Source organism: Serratia plymuthica NBRC 102599 (assembly GCF_001590925.1).
Lineage (GTDB): Bacteria > Pseudomonadota > Gammaproteobacteria > Enterobacterales > Enterobacteriaceae > Serratia > Serratia plymuthica.
The window spans coordinates 1-17199 of record NZ_BCTU01000042.1; the positions used below are offsets into that span (position 1 = coordinate 1).

The 17199-nt window shown below is 59.2% G+C and carries 9 protein-coding genes; all 9 read right to left on the minus strand.

What is annotated here, in order from left to right; translation table 11 throughout:
• Window positions 1-5368 (minus strand): two-partner secretion domain-containing protein (locus tag SPL01S_RS23035; RefSeq protein ID WP_155729015.1); only part of this gene is annotated, 5368 nt, incomplete at its 3' end.
• A 26-nt stretch (window positions 5369-5394) separates the two neighbouring features.
• On the minus strand, window positions 5395-7068 hold the full coding sequence (locus tag SPL01S_RS23040; RefSeq protein ID WP_062868845.1) for a ShlB/FhaC/HecB family hemolysin secretion/activation protein: 1674 nt from the start codon (window positions 7066-7068) through the stop codon (window positions 5395-5397).
• Window positions 7069-7336: 268 nt separating this feature from the next.
• On the minus strand, window positions 7337-8782 hold the full coding sequence (gene tldD / locus SPL01S_RS23045; RefSeq protein WP_062868846.1) for a metalloprotease TldD: 1446 nt from the start codon (window positions 8780-8782) through the stop codon (window positions 7337-7339).
• A gap of 7 nt (window positions 8783-8789) precedes the next feature.
• Window positions 8790-9650, minus strand: a complete 861-nt coding sequence (gene nit1, locus SPL01S_RS23050; protein WP_004948637.1) for a deaminated glutathione amidase — start codon at window positions 9648-9650, stop codon at window positions 8790-8792.
• A complete protein-coding gene (yhdP, locus tag SPL01S_RS23055) occupies window positions 9647-13459 on the minus strand; it encodes an AsmA2 domain-containing protein YhdP (RefSeq protein WP_063203009.1) in 3813 nt (1270 codons plus the stop codon). Before yhdP ends, nit1 begins: the two co-directional genes overlap by 4 nt.
• A 95-nt stretch (window positions 13460-13554) precedes the next feature.
• The gene (gene rng / locus SPL01S_RS23060) at window positions 13555-15024 is read right to left on the minus strand and encodes a ribonuclease G (protein WP_062868848.1); all 1470 of its coding nucleotides are present in this window, start codon (window positions 15022-15024) and stop codon (window positions 13555-13557) included.
• Window positions 15025-15061: 37 nt separating this feature from the next.
• Window positions 15062-15646: a Maf family protein gene (locus SPL01S_RS23065; RefSeq protein WP_004948648.1), complete on the minus strand. Its 585-nt coding sequence runs from the start codon at window positions 15644-15646 to the stop codon at window positions 15062-15064.
• A gap of 8 nt (window positions 15647-15654) precedes the next feature.
• Window positions 15655-16143, minus strand: a complete 489-nt coding sequence (gene mreD, locus SPL01S_RS23070; protein ID WP_004948651.1) for a rod shape-determining protein MreD — start codon at window positions 16141-16143, stop codon at window positions 15655-15657.
• Complete coding sequence (gene mreC / locus SPL01S_RS23075) at window positions 16140-17144, minus strand: rod shape-determining protein MreC (protein WP_062868850.1); 1005 nt, start codon at window positions 17142-17144, stop codon at window positions 16140-16142. The genes mreD and mreC overlap by 4 nt, the downstream gene beginning before the upstream one ends.
• Window positions 17145-17199 lie beyond the last annotated feature (55 nt).

A 17199-nucleotide genomic window follows, 5' to 3' on the forward strand; every position in this document is an offset into this window, starting at 1 on the left:
CGTTGAACAGGCCGCTGTCCAGTTGCCCCAGACCATCCAGTTTGGGGTTGGTGGTGATCAGATAAGGGCTGTTCGGATCCTCGGTCGGGACAAAGCGGCCATTGCCGCCATTCGGCAGCGGGTAATCCGCCAGTTCGGCGGCGTTGTTGCCGAGCGAACCCAATGCACTCTGCAGACTGTCGCGCCATGCCGGGCTGCCGACGGCGATACCCTGATCGCCCGCCAGCCCTTGCTGTTGTACGCCGTCGACGGCATTCGGTTGTTGCAGGCTGTCGAGCGTCGGCCGGTCGATCGTATGGCTCAGGCTGCCGGCATTCGGCGTTACCGCCGTGTTGCTGATCGTGTCGGTAAAGCTGGCGTTAACCGCACCACCAGCCTGAATGACCGAACGGTAAAGAACCGTATCTTCGTTCTCGTACTCCGGCTGGCCGGTTAAACGGTACTGAATGGAGGTATTGACGTTATCGCGGATATAACCACCGCTCTTTTTGAAGTCAGCCAGAGAATGGTGTTTGTCGAAATCATATTGTGCAACTTCTCCGTCATAACGGTAATTCAGATACTTATTCTGGCGGCCTGCTTGTGTGCTCTCATTGTTCAACGTGGCACCAGCCAGTGAGATATTGCCGCCAGCCAACATATCGCTGGCAATATTATCGAAACGGGTGATATTGCCGACAATATTCTTGCCTGCAGCAATGCGCCCAGCGCCACCGCTCGCGGTGACAGTCACTCCGGAGGATTCAACCAGGATCTTTTTATCGACGGCAGCGGCTTTCGGTGCCAGATAATAGTAATCATCAACGGAACCATTGCCATGCCCCATGCTGCCGCCGGTGCGCACGGTTTCGATGTAATAACCCAATTCGCTCTCAGGCAAATCCCCCAGTTTCATACCGACCAGAGGCTGACCATTCCACAGCGGATCCCTGATTGCTGTCTGTTGTTCCTTATTAACCGACCACCCATCACGTTGGTTAAGCAGGTGCGCGGTTTTGATCTGGATATCGCCGTTTTCGGTCTCGACAGTGCCGGAAGTATTGACGATCTCGCTGTTGGCATTGCCGTCGGCATCTTTCTGCATCCACAGGCTGTTGCCCGCCAGAATATCGCCGCGCTGATTGACGATGCGATCCGCCAGCAGTTGCATATTGCCGCCGCCGTACAGCATGCCGCTGTTAAACAGCTGATTGGCGGCAATCAGCAGCAGATCGCCGGCGGTACCGATAAAACCCTTGTTGGTAATGTCGCTGCGGCTGAGCAGTTGTACTCGCCCACCCGATTGCAGGCTGGCGCCCTCGTTTTGTTTGATGCTCTCAGCCTCGAGACGCACCTCTCCGCCACCGCCGCGTACCGTGCCGGCGTTAGTCAGCAGCCCGCGGCTGCGCAGGTTCAGGCTTTGCCCTTGAGTGGTCCCTTGCAGCAGAATATCGCCGTCGGCTGCAAGGCTCAGCGCATTGCCCGCCGCCAGAGTACCTTGCTGAGTAAAGGCCTCTTTCAGCGTCAGTGCGATATTGCCCAGCGCCACCAATTGCCCGTACTGATTCAACAGGCTGCCAGCCAGCACCGCATCACCGGCGCTGAACAGCTTGCCGCTCTGTCGGTTATCCATCTGCCGCGCCTCGATCGCCATCTGGCGCGTCGCCAGCAGCGTACCGGCATTCTCCAGGCTGTCCGCCTTCAGTTGCAGATTGCCGCCTTGCAGCGTCCCCTGATTATTCAGGTTGTTGAGCGTCAGTTGGTTATCACCGGCGGCGAGCAGTGTACCGCTGTTATCAAGCTGCGATCCGTTGAAGATCAGGCTACCCGCCTGCAGCCAACCAGCGTTATTCAGCGTTGGCGCCTGCAGATCCAAGGCGCCGCCGACGATCAGTTTGCCCGGGTTGATCAACTGGCGATCCAGCCGCAGTGCGCTGCGGCCATCGCCCTGCATCTCACCGCCGTTGTTCAGCTCCGCCGCCGTCAGTTGCAGCGCATTTTGGCTGCGCACGTTGCCGCCGGCCAGGTTATTGAACACCCCACTCAGCTCAGCGTTAAGGCTGTTTTTCCCCAGCAACCTGCCGCCGTTGTCCAATTGCGTTGCTGTGAGCCGCAGATCCCCCGCCTGCATCAGACCCGGATTCTCGATGCGTTCCGCATTCAACCGCAGTTCGCCGTCGCTCAGCATCTGCCCCGAAGCCTGCTGCACTGCTGCACCGGCGATCTCGGCATCGAACCGGTTAACGCCGGCCAGCACGCCACCGTTGTTCAGGTTATCGCCCTTCAGGCGCAATGCGGCGGCCTGCCAGCTGCCCTGATTGTTCAACGCCAGCGCCGTCAGCGCCGCTTCGCCATTAGAGACGATTTTGCTGCCCGCACCGGCGTTGAGATCGTCGCTCAGATCCACGCGGATCAACTGCTTCGCCTGCAAGGTGCCGGTATGATCCAGCTGTCGCGCCGCCAGCAGAATGCGATCGCCCTGCCAGAGCCCGGCGTTATTGACCGCTGCCGCCGCGACGCTGAGTTCGCCGCCGCTCAGCAACTGGCCAGCGGCAAGGTTATGCAGATCCTGTTGCAGTTGCAGCGCCAGCTTTTTCACGCCGATCAGGTTGCCGCTGTTGTTCAACGCGTCGGCTTCGATCTGCGCGCTGTCGCCCTGTACTTCTCCCCGGTTATCTATGCTGTCGGCCTTCAGCCGCAGCGCACCTTCCGTCAAGACCTTACCGCGGTTGTCCAGCCTGTCGCCGTTCAACGCCAACGCCCCACGGCTCAATATCTGCCCCTGATTATCCAGTTGGCCGCCCCGCGCGGTCAGCCCGTCAATTCCCAGCGCGCTGCCGGCGTTGTCCCAGCGTTGCGCGGTAATATCAATAGCCTGCCCCTGCAGCTTGCCGGCGTTGTTCAGTTGCCCAGCTTGCAGCGCCAGCGCACCGCCGGCCAGGATCCTGCCCGACAGGCGGTTCTTCAGCTCATTGGCGGTGACATCCGCCTTGCCTTTGGCCTGCAACAACCCACCGTTGTCCAAATCGCCCGTATTGATTGCAACGTCGTTCGCCGCAAGCCGTCCGGCGTTATTCAGCACCGGGGTGGCCAGCGTCAGCGCGTTGTTCGTCACCAGCTCGCCCAGGTTGTCTACCGACTGCGTGAAGGCCAAATCCAGCGCCGCAGCACCTATTGATCCGCTGTTGGCCAGCCGTTCGCCGCGCAGGGTCAGTTGCTTGCCGGCCAGCAATTCACCCTGCTGGTCAAGACGATTTACGGCCAGCGTCAATTGCTCACTGGCGTGTAATTGCCCGCGCTGGCTCAAATAATTCCCGCGCCAATCGAGGTTGCGCGCACCTATCTCCCCGGTATTGTCCACCGTAGCGCCGCTGACCTTCAGATCCCCCAGCGTGCTGAACACTCCGGCAAGTTGCGCCCCCTCGGCGACTGTCAGAGACATACCCTGTTTGGCCTGGGTTTGTCCGCTCGCAGCGGCAATCAGCCGTTGGCTGTCGATCGTCAGCTCGCGCTCCGCAGAAAGCAGCCCGCCGAGCCGCACCTCATCCCCCTGGAGCGCGATGTCGCCATCACTGAGTAGCGAAGAACCTTGCGCGGTTTTCAGCGCGCCGCCATGAAATGCGACGCCCTGTTTGCCGGTAGCGCTGCCGGCCAGTAAAAACTCGCCCGCCTGCACCCTCAGCGGGCCGTCGGCATACAGCGCTCCGTCCAGGTTCAGGCCGTTTTTCACCGTCAAATCAAGCCGTTGTTGAGAACCGATCAGCCCCTGATTGTTCACGCCATCGGCGTTGATCGTCAGCGTACCGCCCGCCTGCAGTTTGCCGCTGTTATCCAACTGCCTGCCGGTCAGGTTCTGCGCCCCCTGCGCCTGCATCAATCCGGTGTTGGTCAGTTGCTGTGCCTGAACCCGGCTGTCGCGATTGGCAGCCAGTTGGCCATGGTTATTTAACTTGTTAGCTTGCAGTTGCAGGTCACGCCCGGCCGTCAATGTTCCCTGCCAGTCGCCATCACCGCTGAGCGTCAGCCCGATATCGCCTTCAGCGGTCACCCGGCTGGCCACACCGCCGGTAAGGCTGTCTGCCGAGAGGTGCAGATCGCCGCCCGACGCAGCGTTGCCCCCCAGCATCAGTGCTCCGGCCTGCAGATCTACCTGCTTCAACCCGGCCAACGTAGACGCGTCGTCCAGTTGCAGGCCACGTTGCGCCTGCGCCGTTATCGCCCCGGCCGTGAGGCGGCTGTTATTCCATTGCTGCTCCCCGGCGTTCACTTTCAGCGTTTGCGCGGCGGTGGCCCGTTGTTGCTTATCGGCGCCGGCCAGCAGCGTGCTGCCGTCGGCCTGCAGTTTGCCGGCAGCGTTAAGCGTCATATCGCCTGCCGCGCTCAGCGTGGCCTGATCCAGCGCGATATCGCCGCTGCCGTTCAGGGTCATTGCCTGCCCGACCTGGTGGCTGCCGCTCAGCGCCATGTCGGCCGCATTCGCGCTCAACGCGCCCTGCGCCAACGAATTGTGCAGCGTCAGCTTGCCCCTGGCATCGAGGTTGATATCCCCCTCGCGGGCGTTAAGGTTGCCGAGGTTAACCCCCACGCCCTGTTCGCTGGACACCAGATGGATGCGGTTGGCATACATGCCGCCGAGCGCGCCGGTATCGATGGCCACCCTGGGTACGGCACCGTGGCCGGCTATCGGCGTGGCGTTGCCTGCGGCGTCTACCCGGTTGGCACCGAGCGTGACGCGGGCGTCTTTGGCATGCAGTTTTGCGTTGATCTCGGTGGCGCGGGCGATCAGGGCGAATTTATCGCTCTGGCTGGCGTCCAGCCCTTTGCCCTGAACGGTGATCGCCCCCTGAGTCACCTCCAGCGCCTGCAGCTTGCCGTCGGCATCCAGCACCGGTTTGCCGGTGGTCAACGTCACATTGGGGGTATTGATAAAACCGCAGCCGTCGCAGGTGATGCCATAGGGGTTGGCCACCATCACGCTGGCCTGCTTGCCCGCCACTTCCAGGTAGCCTTGCAGTTGCGAAGGATTGGGCGCCACCACTTCGTTAATGATGCCCTGCGCTGCCTTGCCGGCCTGCAGGTTGGGGTTATTCTGGATCAGCCCGCCCAGTTGGCTCTGGTTGAGCTGACCGGTAGCGTTATTGAGGATCAGACCTTCTTTGCCGACGTTGAAATCGTCGTATTTATTATGAGAAATACCGGCCTGGTTCGGTGTGGCGATATTGACCACCGGCACCCCATTGGCGGCCTGATCGACGCGGGTATTGCCTTCGGCGACGTTAACGCCAGCGGCAAAAACCGGCAACAGCGGCTGGCCGGCCAGCAGGCCGCACAGGGTGTAGCTCAGCAGGCGCTGATAGGCATTGAACGGTTGATTATGTTTGTGTTTCATCCCTGAAACCTTCCTGTACGTTAGGGTTAAAGTACGATATTGACCCGGTAATACACCGAAACCCGATCCGGCTTCAGCCAGTCAGGGTAAGCCAGCGGCCAGCCGACGGTCAGTTGGCTGCCGAAATGGCGGTTACGGCTGCCCAGCCCGATGGCGCCGCCCCACAGCGTGCCGGAAGCGTTGGCGTCCAGCGCGTCGTGATGCAGCCAGCCGCCGTCCAGCGCGGCCAGGGCGTTGATACTGCCCAGATACGGCAGCGTCACCAGCGTCCGGTTAACTTCATTGCGCCAGTAACCCCCCTGGTCGCCGGAAAGATACTGCTCTTTGAAGCCGCGCACCGAGCTCTCGCCGCCGATAGTCAGGCGCTCGCTGCCGTACAAACGTTGGGGTGTCCACTGGCCGTACAAGCTGGTGAGGTAAGTCCAGTCCTGCGTCAACGGCAAGTAGTAACTGCCGGAAAGCGAAAGCTTGTGAAACTCGGCGCGTGGCGCTTCCTTGATTTTGCCGCTGTCGCCTTCGGCACCCAGCCAGGGCACACCGCGGCTGTAAGCCGGGTTTAACGTGGCAAAGCCACCCAGCAATTTCTGGCTATGGCTGAGCCCCAGCGTAACGCTAGTCAGCTTGCGGCTGCTGCTTTCCAGCCGGGTATCGTTGAGAGCGTTATGGTTAATGCGGTGCGTCAGCCCCAGAGACAGGCCGGTTTTCATTTCACCGTCGCGAAACAGTACCCGCGACAAACTCAATCGATGAGTCTGGCTGTCGCCGCTGGATCGCCAGTCAAAGCCCTGATTGTTGATGGTGGTCAGGTAGTCGCTGTAGGCATAGTTATAATCCAGCAGCCAATAGCCATAAGGCAGGCTGACGCCGGCCTGCACACTGCGTGCATTGTGATCCTTGGCGAAATCGCTGCTGCGCGCGCCGGAAACGAACCACTGGTCCGCCACGCCCAACAGATTATTGCCAGTCAGCGAGCCGTTGATTTGACCGGTGCCGGTGCTCTTCTGACCGCTATTATCAAACCCCAGCCCCAGCATCAGCGGGAACTCAGGTTTGGCGCTCAAATTGACCACCGAATAACCCGGTTTGCTGCCGGGCAGAATTTCAATCTGCACCGGCTGCTGCCGCAGGCGATTGATCTGCTCCATGCCCTGTTCGATATCCCGCAGATTGAGAAGATTGCCCTGCAGGCCGGGGAAAGCCATTTTCAGCATACGATCGTCGCGCTGTTCCAGCAGGATCTTTTCCAGCTTGCCTTCCAGCACCAGCAACCGTAGCTCGCCACGCGACAAATCCTGCTCGGTCAGGAATGCGCGGCTGGTGATATAGCCACGGCTGATATACCAATCGGAGATCTTCTGTACCAGCGTTTGGATTTGGCCCAGATTCAGGCAGCGTTGCAGGTAGGCTTGGGTTAGCTCCTGCCGCGCGCCGGCCGGCAGATGGTCCGCGCCTTCCAGCCGAAGGGTGGTGATGGTGAAGCAGGGTCCTCCAGAACTGGCGTTTGATTCTGCAGGCGCGGGCAACGTCGGCGTCAGGCTGCGTTGCAGTTCCTGCCGCTGCTGCTGATTTTGCTCAAGCAAGCCACGCTGCTGCTGTTGAATACTGTCGCGATCCGCCGGGCTAAGCAGGCTAGCGCCGGCAGTGGAGGAAAAGAAAATGCAGAGTAAAGCAGCTGAGAGCCGCCGAGTTACTGAATCCATTCAGAAGGCCATCCGTATGATTTTTCGGCATTCTAAAGGCTACGCGCGGCAGGTAACAAGGCATAAATTATGGGTAAACCATTAGATAGACTAACCAAACAAGAAAAATCTTAAACAAAAACTCCATAAGATCAGTTTTTACACTTAAAAATGGCTTATTGGTTTTCTCTAATCGGAAAAAGCAGCGAATCCGTCTTAATTATGGCTAATGCGATAAGCGCCGCAAAAAACGAATTTATTGGGGCCGTGAGCCGGCCCCGAAAAAGGACTAGGCGGTACCGCCAACGGTCAGCATATCCAGCTTCAGGGTCGGCTGGCCGACGCCCACCGGCAGACTTTGCCCTTCTTTGCCGCAAACGCCCACGCCTTTATCCAGCGCCAGATCGTTGCCGACCATCGAAATCTGCTGCATCGCCTCAATGCCGGAGCCGATCAGCGTCGCGCCCTTCACCGGCTTGGTGATGCGGCCTTTTTCGATCAGATAGGCTTCGGTGGTGGAGAACACGAACTTGCCGGAGGTGATGTCCACCTGGCCGCCACCAAAGTTCGGCGCATACAGGCCGTACTCCACACTGGCGATGATCTCTTCCGGCGTGGACTTGCCCGCCAGCATGTAAGTGTTGGTCATGCGTGGCATCGGCAGATGCGCATAGGACTCGCGGCGGCCGTTGCCGGTCGGCGCAACGCCCATCAGACGCGCATTAAGCTTGTCCTGCATGTAGCCTTTCAGGATGCCGTTTTCGATCAGCACATTGTACTGGCCCGGCACGCCTTCATCATCGATGGCCAGCGAACCGCGGCGCCCCTGCAAGGTGCCGTCATCCACCACGGTGCAAAGCTCGGAAGCCACCAGTTGGCCCATCTGGCCGCTGAATACCGAAGTGCCGCGACGGTTGAAATCGCCTTCCAGGCCGTGGCCTACCGCTTCATGCAACAGCACGCCAGGCCAGCCGGCGCCCAGCACTACCGGCATATTGCCGGCCGGGGCCGCTACGGCGGAAAGGTTAATCAACGCCATGCGCACCGCCTCTTTGGCGTAGGCGTCCGCGCGGACGTCGCCATCGACGACTTCCAGGAAGTAGTCATAACCGAAACGGCCGCCGCCACCGCTGGAGCCGCGTTCACGCTTGCCGTCATCTTCCACCAGCACGCTGACGGAAAGACGCACCAGCGGGCGAACGTCCGCCGCCAGTGTGCCGTCGGTCGCGGCCACCAGAATTTGTTCATACACACCGGTGATGCTGGCGCTCACTTCCTGCACCCGCTTGTCGGCCGCACGGGCAACCTTGTCAACGCGGTGCAGCAAGGCAATTTTCTCTTCGCGCGGCAGGCTTTGCAGCGGATCGAGCAGCGGATACAGCGCCTTGTGGCTGATTTCACCGAGCGTATGCACCCGGCCGTCACCGCTGTCGCGCACGATGCTGCGCGCCGCCTGAGCGCTTTGATTCAGGGCGTTCAGAGTTATCTGATCGGCATAGGCGAAACCGGTTTTCTCGCCGCTGACGGCGCGTACCCCAACGCCCTGGTCGATATTATAAGAACCATCCTTGATGATGCTGTCTTCAATCACCCAGGCTTCGTGGTAGCTGGACTGAAAATAGAGATCGGCGTAATCGAGGCGGCGTTCGGCCAGTTGCCCCAAGACAGAGAACAGGTCCTGGTGGCTCAACTTATTCGCAGCAAGTAACTGCTCACTGACAAACGTCAGGCTCATAATTTTTTCACTCTTTATTGGAGGAGGTTTTTTCAAACGGCGCCGTCAGCGACGTCTGGAATCTGTTGTGTTGCAATACCGGCATTTGCGCGCGAAGGGTGTTGAGGCCGGCCGTATCGACCCGCACTTTCAACGCCGAAACCGCATCCGGGTTTTCGGCCAGCACCTTGCCCCAACCGTCCACCGCCAGCGAATGGCCCCAGGTGCGGCGGGTCGGGCCGTGGCTGCCCACCTGCGCCGGCGCCAGGATCACGCACTGGTTTTCAATCGCCCTGGCGCGCAGCAGGATTTCCCAATGCGCCTCGCCGGTTACGCGGGTAAAGGCGGCAGGCACGGAAATCAGCTCTGCGCCCTGAGCGCGCAGCGCCTGATACAGGGCCGGGAAGCGCAGATCGTAACATATCGTCATGCCAAGCCGGCCGACCGGCGTATCTACCACGGTCAACTGCTGACCATGCTGGTACGTGTCCGATTCCCGATAATGGCCGTGGGAGTCGTTAATGTCCACGTCGAACATATGCAGCTTGTCGTAGCGCGCCCGGATTTCACCCTGGTCGTCAAACAGCAGGCTGCTGGTGGTGATCAACGCAGGATTTTCGCGGCTGATCAACGGCATCGAACCGACCAGCAACCATACGCCATAGCGCCGCGCCAACTCGCGTACCGCCTGCTGCAGCGGGCCATCACCCTGCGGCTCCGCATGCTGGCGATAAGCGGCAGAGTTGGCGAACAGCAGCGCGTTCTCCGGTGTCATGACCAGTTTTACCCCGGCATTGAGCTGCTTAATCTGCTGTTCGATCTGGGCCAGGTTATCACGCACCCGATCGCCACTGCACAACTGTAACAACGCAACGTTAGCATTTCTCATGACGCCTTATTCTCCTTTGGCTTGCGCAACACCTCGTTAATTTTCGGCTGATCCAGGCTGCCGCTGATGTGATAGCGAATCAGCGAGATCTTGTTCCACAACGGTGCCAGTACCTTAGAAGCGGCAAACACCGCCGCGCCGATGATCGGGTTGATCACGAACGCCGTCGCCACGCCGACCGTGGCTGAGATCTCCGGCGCCACCACCGCTTCCATATCAATCTGCCGACGCGCCAGATCGATTTGGCCGTTCATGGCGATATCCGCCGCCAGCCCGTCAACCAACAGATTGTCGGTATGCATTATGCCATCTTTCATCCACGCGGTGCTGCGGATGGAATCAAAGTAGAAGCCTTTACCGAAGGTATCGCTGAAATCAAACTGCAGCTTGCGTAACAGGGCGTCGAAACTCACCAAACGCAGCAACTGGCCAGCACGGCCGCCGCCGATGCTGTCGATCTCGCCCTTGCCCATTTTAATCGTCAACGCGCCGCTGAGGGTGTCTACCTGCGGCTTCCACGGTTGGCCACGCCAGTAAAGGTCGAAATCGACATCGTAAGGCGCGCCCTTCAGCGGGGTGGTGATACCAAAGAAGGCGGCGGTTTCGTCGATCTTGCTGCCCAGCAGCTTGCCTTTCAGCGAGCTGCGCTCTTCCTGCGCGTTTTGCTTCCACAGGCCGCTGGCGGTCATGCGCCCTTTGCCGGTATCGATGAGCCCATGATCCAGCGTCAGGGTATCGCCCTGATTGGCCAGATCGGCTTCGACCTTGCCGAGGTTTTGGCCCATCACCCAACACGACTTGCAGCGTAACATCAACGACGGCCAGTCACGGAAGGAGACTTTCTCCGCAGCGGCCAACGGGTTGGTCGCCGCCGGGCCGTTCTTGTCCGTGCTGAACTGCGGGTTGTAATAGAGGTAGTTGATGTCAGCACGCCACGGCCCGCGATCCGCGATCCGCAGGTTGCCGTCGACTTCATCGCCCTTGGCGCTGACCAACGTGCCGCCAAGCTGTTTTTCCGCCGTCAGTTGCAACTTATGCCATGCCTGGCCGCCCAACATCAATTGCGGCGTTTTCAACGCTACTGTGGTCGGGAAATTAAAACCGCCCACCTGGCCTGAACCACCGCCTTGTTTTATCGCAGGCGCCAACAGCGCCAGCCATTTCTCACCGTCCAGCGGCGGCAGGTTCAGCGTCAGCGAGGGGCTACCCGGCAACGGCGGCGTAGCGCCGGCGTCGGTTTGCCATGCGGCGCGCGCCAGCGTCACCTGCTTTTTGGCAAAGATCCATTCGCTGTTGAACCGGTTCTGCTTGCCTGCGCTGCCGGTCAGCATGAAGCCATTCAGGCCGCCCTTCACCTTAACGCTCAATGGTAAGGGCTCACCCGCCGGTTTATCCAGCGGTGACGGTAAGTAACTGCTTACTTTTCTGAGGTCGGCATCGAGGCCAATGTCATAGCTGGCCGCGCCCTGATGTGGCAGGACGATCGCAACCTGGCTCTGCCACGGCGCGCTACCGCTCAGCGCGTCACTCGCTTCCTGCGGTATGCCGGGGAATTTGGCCGGCAACCAGTCAGCTTTCAGGCCAACATTGACCTTATAGTCACTTTTGCCCTCTTGGGTGGTGAAATTCACCGCCACCGGCTGCCCGAACCAGTTAGCCGACAGCGTGTCGCTTGTCAGATTGCCATTATCAAAGCGGAATTTGCCGCTGACCTTTTTCAGCTCGCTTTCAATCGGCTTAACCAGCAGTGAATTGTTGTTCAGCTCGACCTCACCCTGCGCACGCACATCCTCGCCGTTCAAGGGGATATCGAGATGTAAGCGCCCACTGACATTACCGCCAATCTGCAGCTCATCCAAGGCGGAACCGAGCGAATCATGCAACGGGGTCTGGTTGAAATAGTTATGGATCTCTGCGCCTTCGCCCGCCACCTCGGCGTCAATCAGCAAGCGTTCTTTCAGATAGTCCGGAATGACCGCCGTAATATTCTTGCCGTCCACCTTGCCCAATTTGGTTTGCGGGGCATTCATCCACAACCCCTCGTTGGCAAAGTCGAGATCAATCGCCAGATCGGTCAGCGCCGGCCAGCCCGGCTGGAACTGAAAGGTGGAATGGCGCAGCGGCACGAACACTTCAAACTGCCCTTCGTTCTTGCGATAAGGGAAATGCTGCGGATCGCCGGCGTAAATCAGCGTGGCGTTATCCACCTGCCCACCCTGAATAGCGCCGCCAAGATAATCCACCAGGTGCTTGCCCATCAGCGGTTCGGGGAAGTAACGCCAGGCGTCTGCACCGTCATACAAACGAATACCGGCCAAAATGCTCAGCCAGGGATCGCCTTTCGCCGGCTGCTGATAGCGGAAATCGCCGTTAACCCACAGCGATTTGGCCTTCACATCCAGGTTCTTGCTGGCCAACTCCCAGCCCTGGTCGTTGTTAAGCCAGGTCAGCGCACCGCGCGCGCTGCTGATTTCCAACGGGGCGCGGAACATGTCGCCGTAAGGTAAGGTGCTGTTATCGAGATCAAGCTGCAGGCGGCCATTCTCCACGCCGCCGCTCAGCGCGCCGGAGAAGTGATTAACCCCCGGCAGCAGTTTCCAGTGCTGCCAGCTGACATCCTGCCAGCGGGCCTGGAAACGGGTTTTTTCCGGCTGTTTCAGCGGAATGTCCAACGCCAGCGCATCGAGTTTGCCCTGCGGCTGCAAGTCGTTCCAACGCTCCAGTACGTCCGGGCTGAGGAATGAGAACGTGGGCAACAGCGCCGACAGCCGCTCAAGCTGAATATCGGTAGCGCGAACGCGTAATTCCTCGTTCTGCCCCGGCCCCATAAATTCGGTATTTTCCGGCAGCCACAGCGCTGAAAGCCTGCCCTTCGGCCAGGTCTTGCCGTCGGTTTGCAAACTGAGCTGCGGCACGTCAACTTGCCAGCCGTTGCCTTGGCGACTGAGCGCCAGCGCCTGATTATCCACATCCAGCCGGTGCTGTTCGGTTCCCACGCTCCAGTTAGCCGCGCCTTGTTTCAGCAGCACATTGCCACCGGCTATCTCGCCGTTTTTGATCTGCAGCCAGGCCGCCAGGCTGAAATCCGCGCTCTCCAGGCCGGTATTGGCGCGCAACCAGCGGGTAAACCACGGCTTCATGTCAATGTTATCGGCCTGCATATAGACCGTACCGGTGTTTAATAACCCCTGGTTATCACGCAGATCCATGCGCAGCTGCACCACGCCGTGCTGGCCATTCAGCGTCGACAGGCTAAGCTGCCCTTCAGCGCGGTGGCGATCGCGGCCATTAAGCCAGGTGAGCTGCGGGATTTCGAATTCGGCGCGCGCGCCGGAAGGCATGAGAAAAGAGATACGGCTGTCGCGCAGATCAAAATGATCGAGCTGATGCAGCATCAGATCGCTGATTTTACCCGGCTCGATGGTGTTACCCTTACGATCATCACCGCCCAGGGTGGTATTCATGTCGAGCTGGAATTGATAAAAGGTGAGATCGCGGAACTGCCAGCGCCAGTGCAGCAGCGACTGCCACACATCCAGCGCCAGCGTCACGCGTTCGATGTGCAAATTGCTCTTGGGCAGCGTGGCGCGCACGTTACGCATTTCAAGCTGTGGGCCGAAGGTTTCCCAGCTCCCCTGCATGAAATCGACCTGGAAAGGCACGCCGGAGAGGCTTGCCACTTTTTCCAGCACCTGAGGGCGGTACTTGTTCAGTTCAGGCAGCGCCAGACGCAGCCCGCTGACCAGTAACGCCACAACAACAACCAGAGTGGCGCCTGTTGCTAACAAAATCCCAGGCAGTCGCCTCACACAGTTCTCCTTGCTTCCGCTGCCTGGCAACGGAAATATCTCGACTGTTCGTCCTCACCCTACCTCAGGGAGAGGTATGGGGCGAGGGCCAACGATCACATCATGACAACGTCAAACTGTTCCTGGCTGTACAAGGGTTCGATTTGCACCTTAACCTGTTTGCCAACAAAGATTTCCACTTCCGCCAGCGCATGTGACTCTTCGCTTTTCAGCGCTTCGCCCACCGCCGCAGAGGCATATACCAGGAAACGATCGGAATCGTAAGCATGGTGTACGCGAACAATTTCACGCAAAATTTCGTAGCAGACGGTTTCCACCGTTTTCACGGTGCCGCGCCCATTACAGGTAGGACAGTCATGACACAGCACATGTTCAATGCTTTCTCGCGTGCGTTTACGCGTCATTTCCACTAAGCCTAGCTGAGAGAAGCCGTTGATCGTGGTTTTTACCCGATCTTTACTCAGCGCCTGCTCCAACGAGTGCAGCACCCGGCGGCGATGTTCGTCATTGTTCATGTCGATGAAGTCAATGATGATGATGCCGCCGAGGTTGCGCAGCCGCAGCTGGCGGGCAATGGCCTGCGTCGCTTCGATATTGGTATTGAAGATGGTTTCGTCGAGGTTGCGGTGGCCGACAAAGGCACCGGTGTTGATGTCCACGGTGGTCATCGCCTCGGTCTGGTCGATGATCAGGTAACCGCCGGACTTCAGCTCCACCTTGCGCTCCAGCGCCCGCTGAACTTCGTTTTCGACATCGTACAGGTCGAAGATCGGTTGCTTGCCGGCGTACAACTCCAGCTTGTCGGTGATGTCCGGAATGTATTCGCCGGTAAATTCCACCAGTTGATCGTGGGTCTGGCGCGAATCAATGCGGATCCGGTCTAACGCCGCACCGGCGAAATCGCGCAGAATACGGTGCGCCAACGCCAGCTCGCCGTACAGTTTGTATTTGGTCTGATTGCGCTTTTTGCGCTCCATGACCTTGGTCCACAGGCGCTTGAGGAATGCGGCGTCCTGCGACAATTCTTCTTCGCCGATGCCTTCTGCCGCCGTGCGGATGATAAACCCCCCCAGCTCGTCGCAGTAGGCGGATACGGCCTTTTTCAACCGCTCGCGTTCGGCTTCGCTTTCAATGCGCTGCGAGACGCCAACGTGCGCCGCACCCGGCATGAACACCAGATAACGCGAAGGCAGGGTTATGTCGGTGGTCAGGCGCGCGCCTTTGGTACCAAGGGGATCTTTCACCACCTGCACCATCAGATCCTGCCCCTGGCGCACCAGTTCGGCGATATCGCGCACGTGGAAATTCTTCTGCTCATCGCCGGCAACGCATTCGGTGTGCGGCATGATATCGGAGGCGTGCAGGAAGGCGGCCTTGTCCAGGCCGATATCGACGAATGCCGCCTGCATGCCCGGCAAGACGCGGCTTACGCGCCCTTTATAAATATTGCCGACGATGCCGCGTTTGGATTCGCGCTCGATGTGGATCTCTTGCAGGATGCCGCCATCAATATAGGCAACCCGCGTTTCAGACGGTGTGATATTAACCAGTAGCTCAGCTGTCATGCCTTCTCCTCAGAGCCGGTCGATATGGCAGCGCCCATCAACCGGTTCTTACATCACGTAATGCGACAAAATGACTGAGCAGCTCATGTGTTTCGACCAGCGGCAGGCCCATCACCGCGTGATAACTCCCGGTTATCGTTCTGACGAAACAACCACCCTTTCCTTGAATTCCGTAGGCGCCCGCTTTATCCATTGGCTCGCCCGTTGCAATATAATCGCAGATATCCTGTTGTGACAGGTTGCGGAACGTCACGTCCGTGACCACCAGTTGGCACAAAACGTCCTGGCTATCGGCAATCGCCACTGCGGTCATCACCTGATGCTGCTTGCCCGAGAGCACCGCCAGCATTTCTGCCGCATGCGCTTCGTCGCGCGGTTTTTCCAACACCCGGCCGTTGAGCACCACAATGGTATCCGCGCCCAGCACCGGCCAGTTCTGCTGCGCCAGCGCCACGCCCGCTTTGGCCTTGTCCTGCGCCAGACGGCGCACGTAAGTTTCCGCGGCTTCCCCTTCCCGACGCTGCTCTTCGGTATCCGTCAGGATAATTTCAAACGGAACGCCCAGCAGGGTCAGTAATTCACGTCGACGCGGAGAGCCGGAGGCCAGATAAAGCGAAGTCATTGATATCCTCATTGTACGGCGAACTGACGGCGGATTTTGCGCATCAGCAGGAACAACCACGGCCACAGAATGCCGTTAACCACACTACTCCAGAACACCTCTGGGCGGAAAGAGACGTTGATCACTAAAAACTCAGCCCAGAACACCACAACGTCCATCGCCAAAGATAACAGTACGACGATCAGCGCCTGTTGCCATAGCGCCATGTTGCGGAACAGCTGGAATTTGAACGCCACAAGATAGGCGATGATGCCCAACGCCAGCGCGCGTACGCCCAGCGTGGAGCCGAGGATCAGATCCATGACCAGCCCCAGCACAAAGCCGGTGCCGACATTCACCCGGTGTGGCAGCGCCATCACCCAGTAAATCAGGATCAAAGCCAGCCAGGACGGCCGGAACATATAGATTTGCTCCGGCCACGGCATGATTTGCAGCACCAGCGCCACCAAAAATGACAGCCAGATTACCCAGCGCCCGTTGCTGCGGTAGCGGTTCATTGCGAGGCTCCCGCAGCCGGTGCGGCGGTCTGCGTCGCAGCGGCACCGGTTGCAGCGGCAGGCAGGGAGGGTTGCGGGCCCATGGCATCAGCCGGCGGCAGCACCTGCGGCATCATCTGCATCAGGCGTTCATTGGCGACGCGGTGAACTTCGTCCGGTGGCAGCGGCATATCGCCATTGCGATCGGCACCCCACAGCAGCAGCAGGTAGCGCAAGCGTTGCAGACCTGCGGTTGGCCGCGCCTGGATCACGGTATAAGCACGCTGGTTATCCACTTTAACCGAGGAGACCACCGCTACCGGATAACCTTCCGGGAAGCGGCCGCCCAGGCCGGAAGTGACCAGCACGTCCCCCACGCGGATGTCGGTATTGTTCGGCAGGTGCTCGAGCTGCAAGTCGTCGGCGCAACCGCTGCCTGCGGCAATCACCCGGATATCGTTGCGCAGCACCTGAATCGGCAGTGCGTGCGAGGCGTCGCAAATCAGCAGCACGCGGCTGGTGAACTTCGCCACCGCCACCACCTGGCCGACTACGCCTTTATCGCTGATCACCGGCTGGCCTTCATAAACGCCGTTGTCCGAACCTTTGTCGATCACGACCTGATCGCTATAAGGATCGGAACCGGTAGAGATCACCTGGGTGACCATTTTGTGTTCATCCTGGCGCAGCGGCGAGCCTAGCAGCTCACGCAAGCGGGCGTTTTCCTGCTTGAATTGGCCAAGAAGAAGAGTGTCGCTGTTTTTCAGCAGCAGTTCCTGCCGCAGAGCTCGGTTTTCCAGCTCCAGCTGTTGGCGGGTAGCCAGCGTTTCTGAAACGCCGTCCAAAACTTTACGTGGCCCATTGGCCAAAAAATAGAAAGGGCTGACGGCCGTGTCCATGTAGTTGCGAATTTTCACGAACGTACCGAGACGGCTATCGGCAACGATCAGGCCAATGGCCGCAATCACCGCCAAAAAAAGTCGGAGTTGCAGGGAAGGCCCCCTGCTAAAAATCGGCTTCATAAATTATGCGAGTTCCTCGACAACAGAAAAAGGAACCGTACCTGATTTCCGCTTT

What these genes read in the sequence shown, in the direction of transcription:
- SPL01S_RS23040 (WP_062868845.1), bottom strand. Translation starts at nt 7,068, where the DNA reads ATGGATTCAGTAACTCGGCGGCTCTCAGCTGCTTTACTCTGCATTTTC.
- tldD (WP_062868846.1), bottom strand. Translation starts at nt 8,782, where the DNA reads ATGAGCCTGACGTTTGTCAGTGAGCAGTTACTTGCTGCGAATAAGTTG.
- nit1 (WP_004948637.1), bottom strand. Translation starts at nt 9,650, where the DNA reads ATGAGAAATGCTAACGTTGCGTTGTTACAGTTGTGCAGTGGCGATCGG.
- rng (WP_062868848.1), bottom strand. Translation starts at nt 15,024, where the DNA reads ATGACAGCTGAGCTACTGGTTAATATCACACCGTCTGAAACGCGGGTT.
- SPL01S_RS23065 (WP_004948648.1), bottom strand. Translation starts at nt 15,646, where the DNA reads ATGACTTCGCTTTATCTGGCCTCCGGCTCTCCGCGTCGACGTGAATTA.
- mreD (WP_004948651.1), bottom strand. Translation starts at nt 16,143, where the DNA reads ATGAACCGCTACCGCAGCAACGGGCGCTGGGTAATCTGGCTGTCATTT.
- mreC (WP_062868850.1), bottom strand. Translation starts at nt 17,144, where the DNA reads ATGAAGCCGATTTTTAGCAGGGGGCCTTCCCTGCAACTCCGACTTTTT.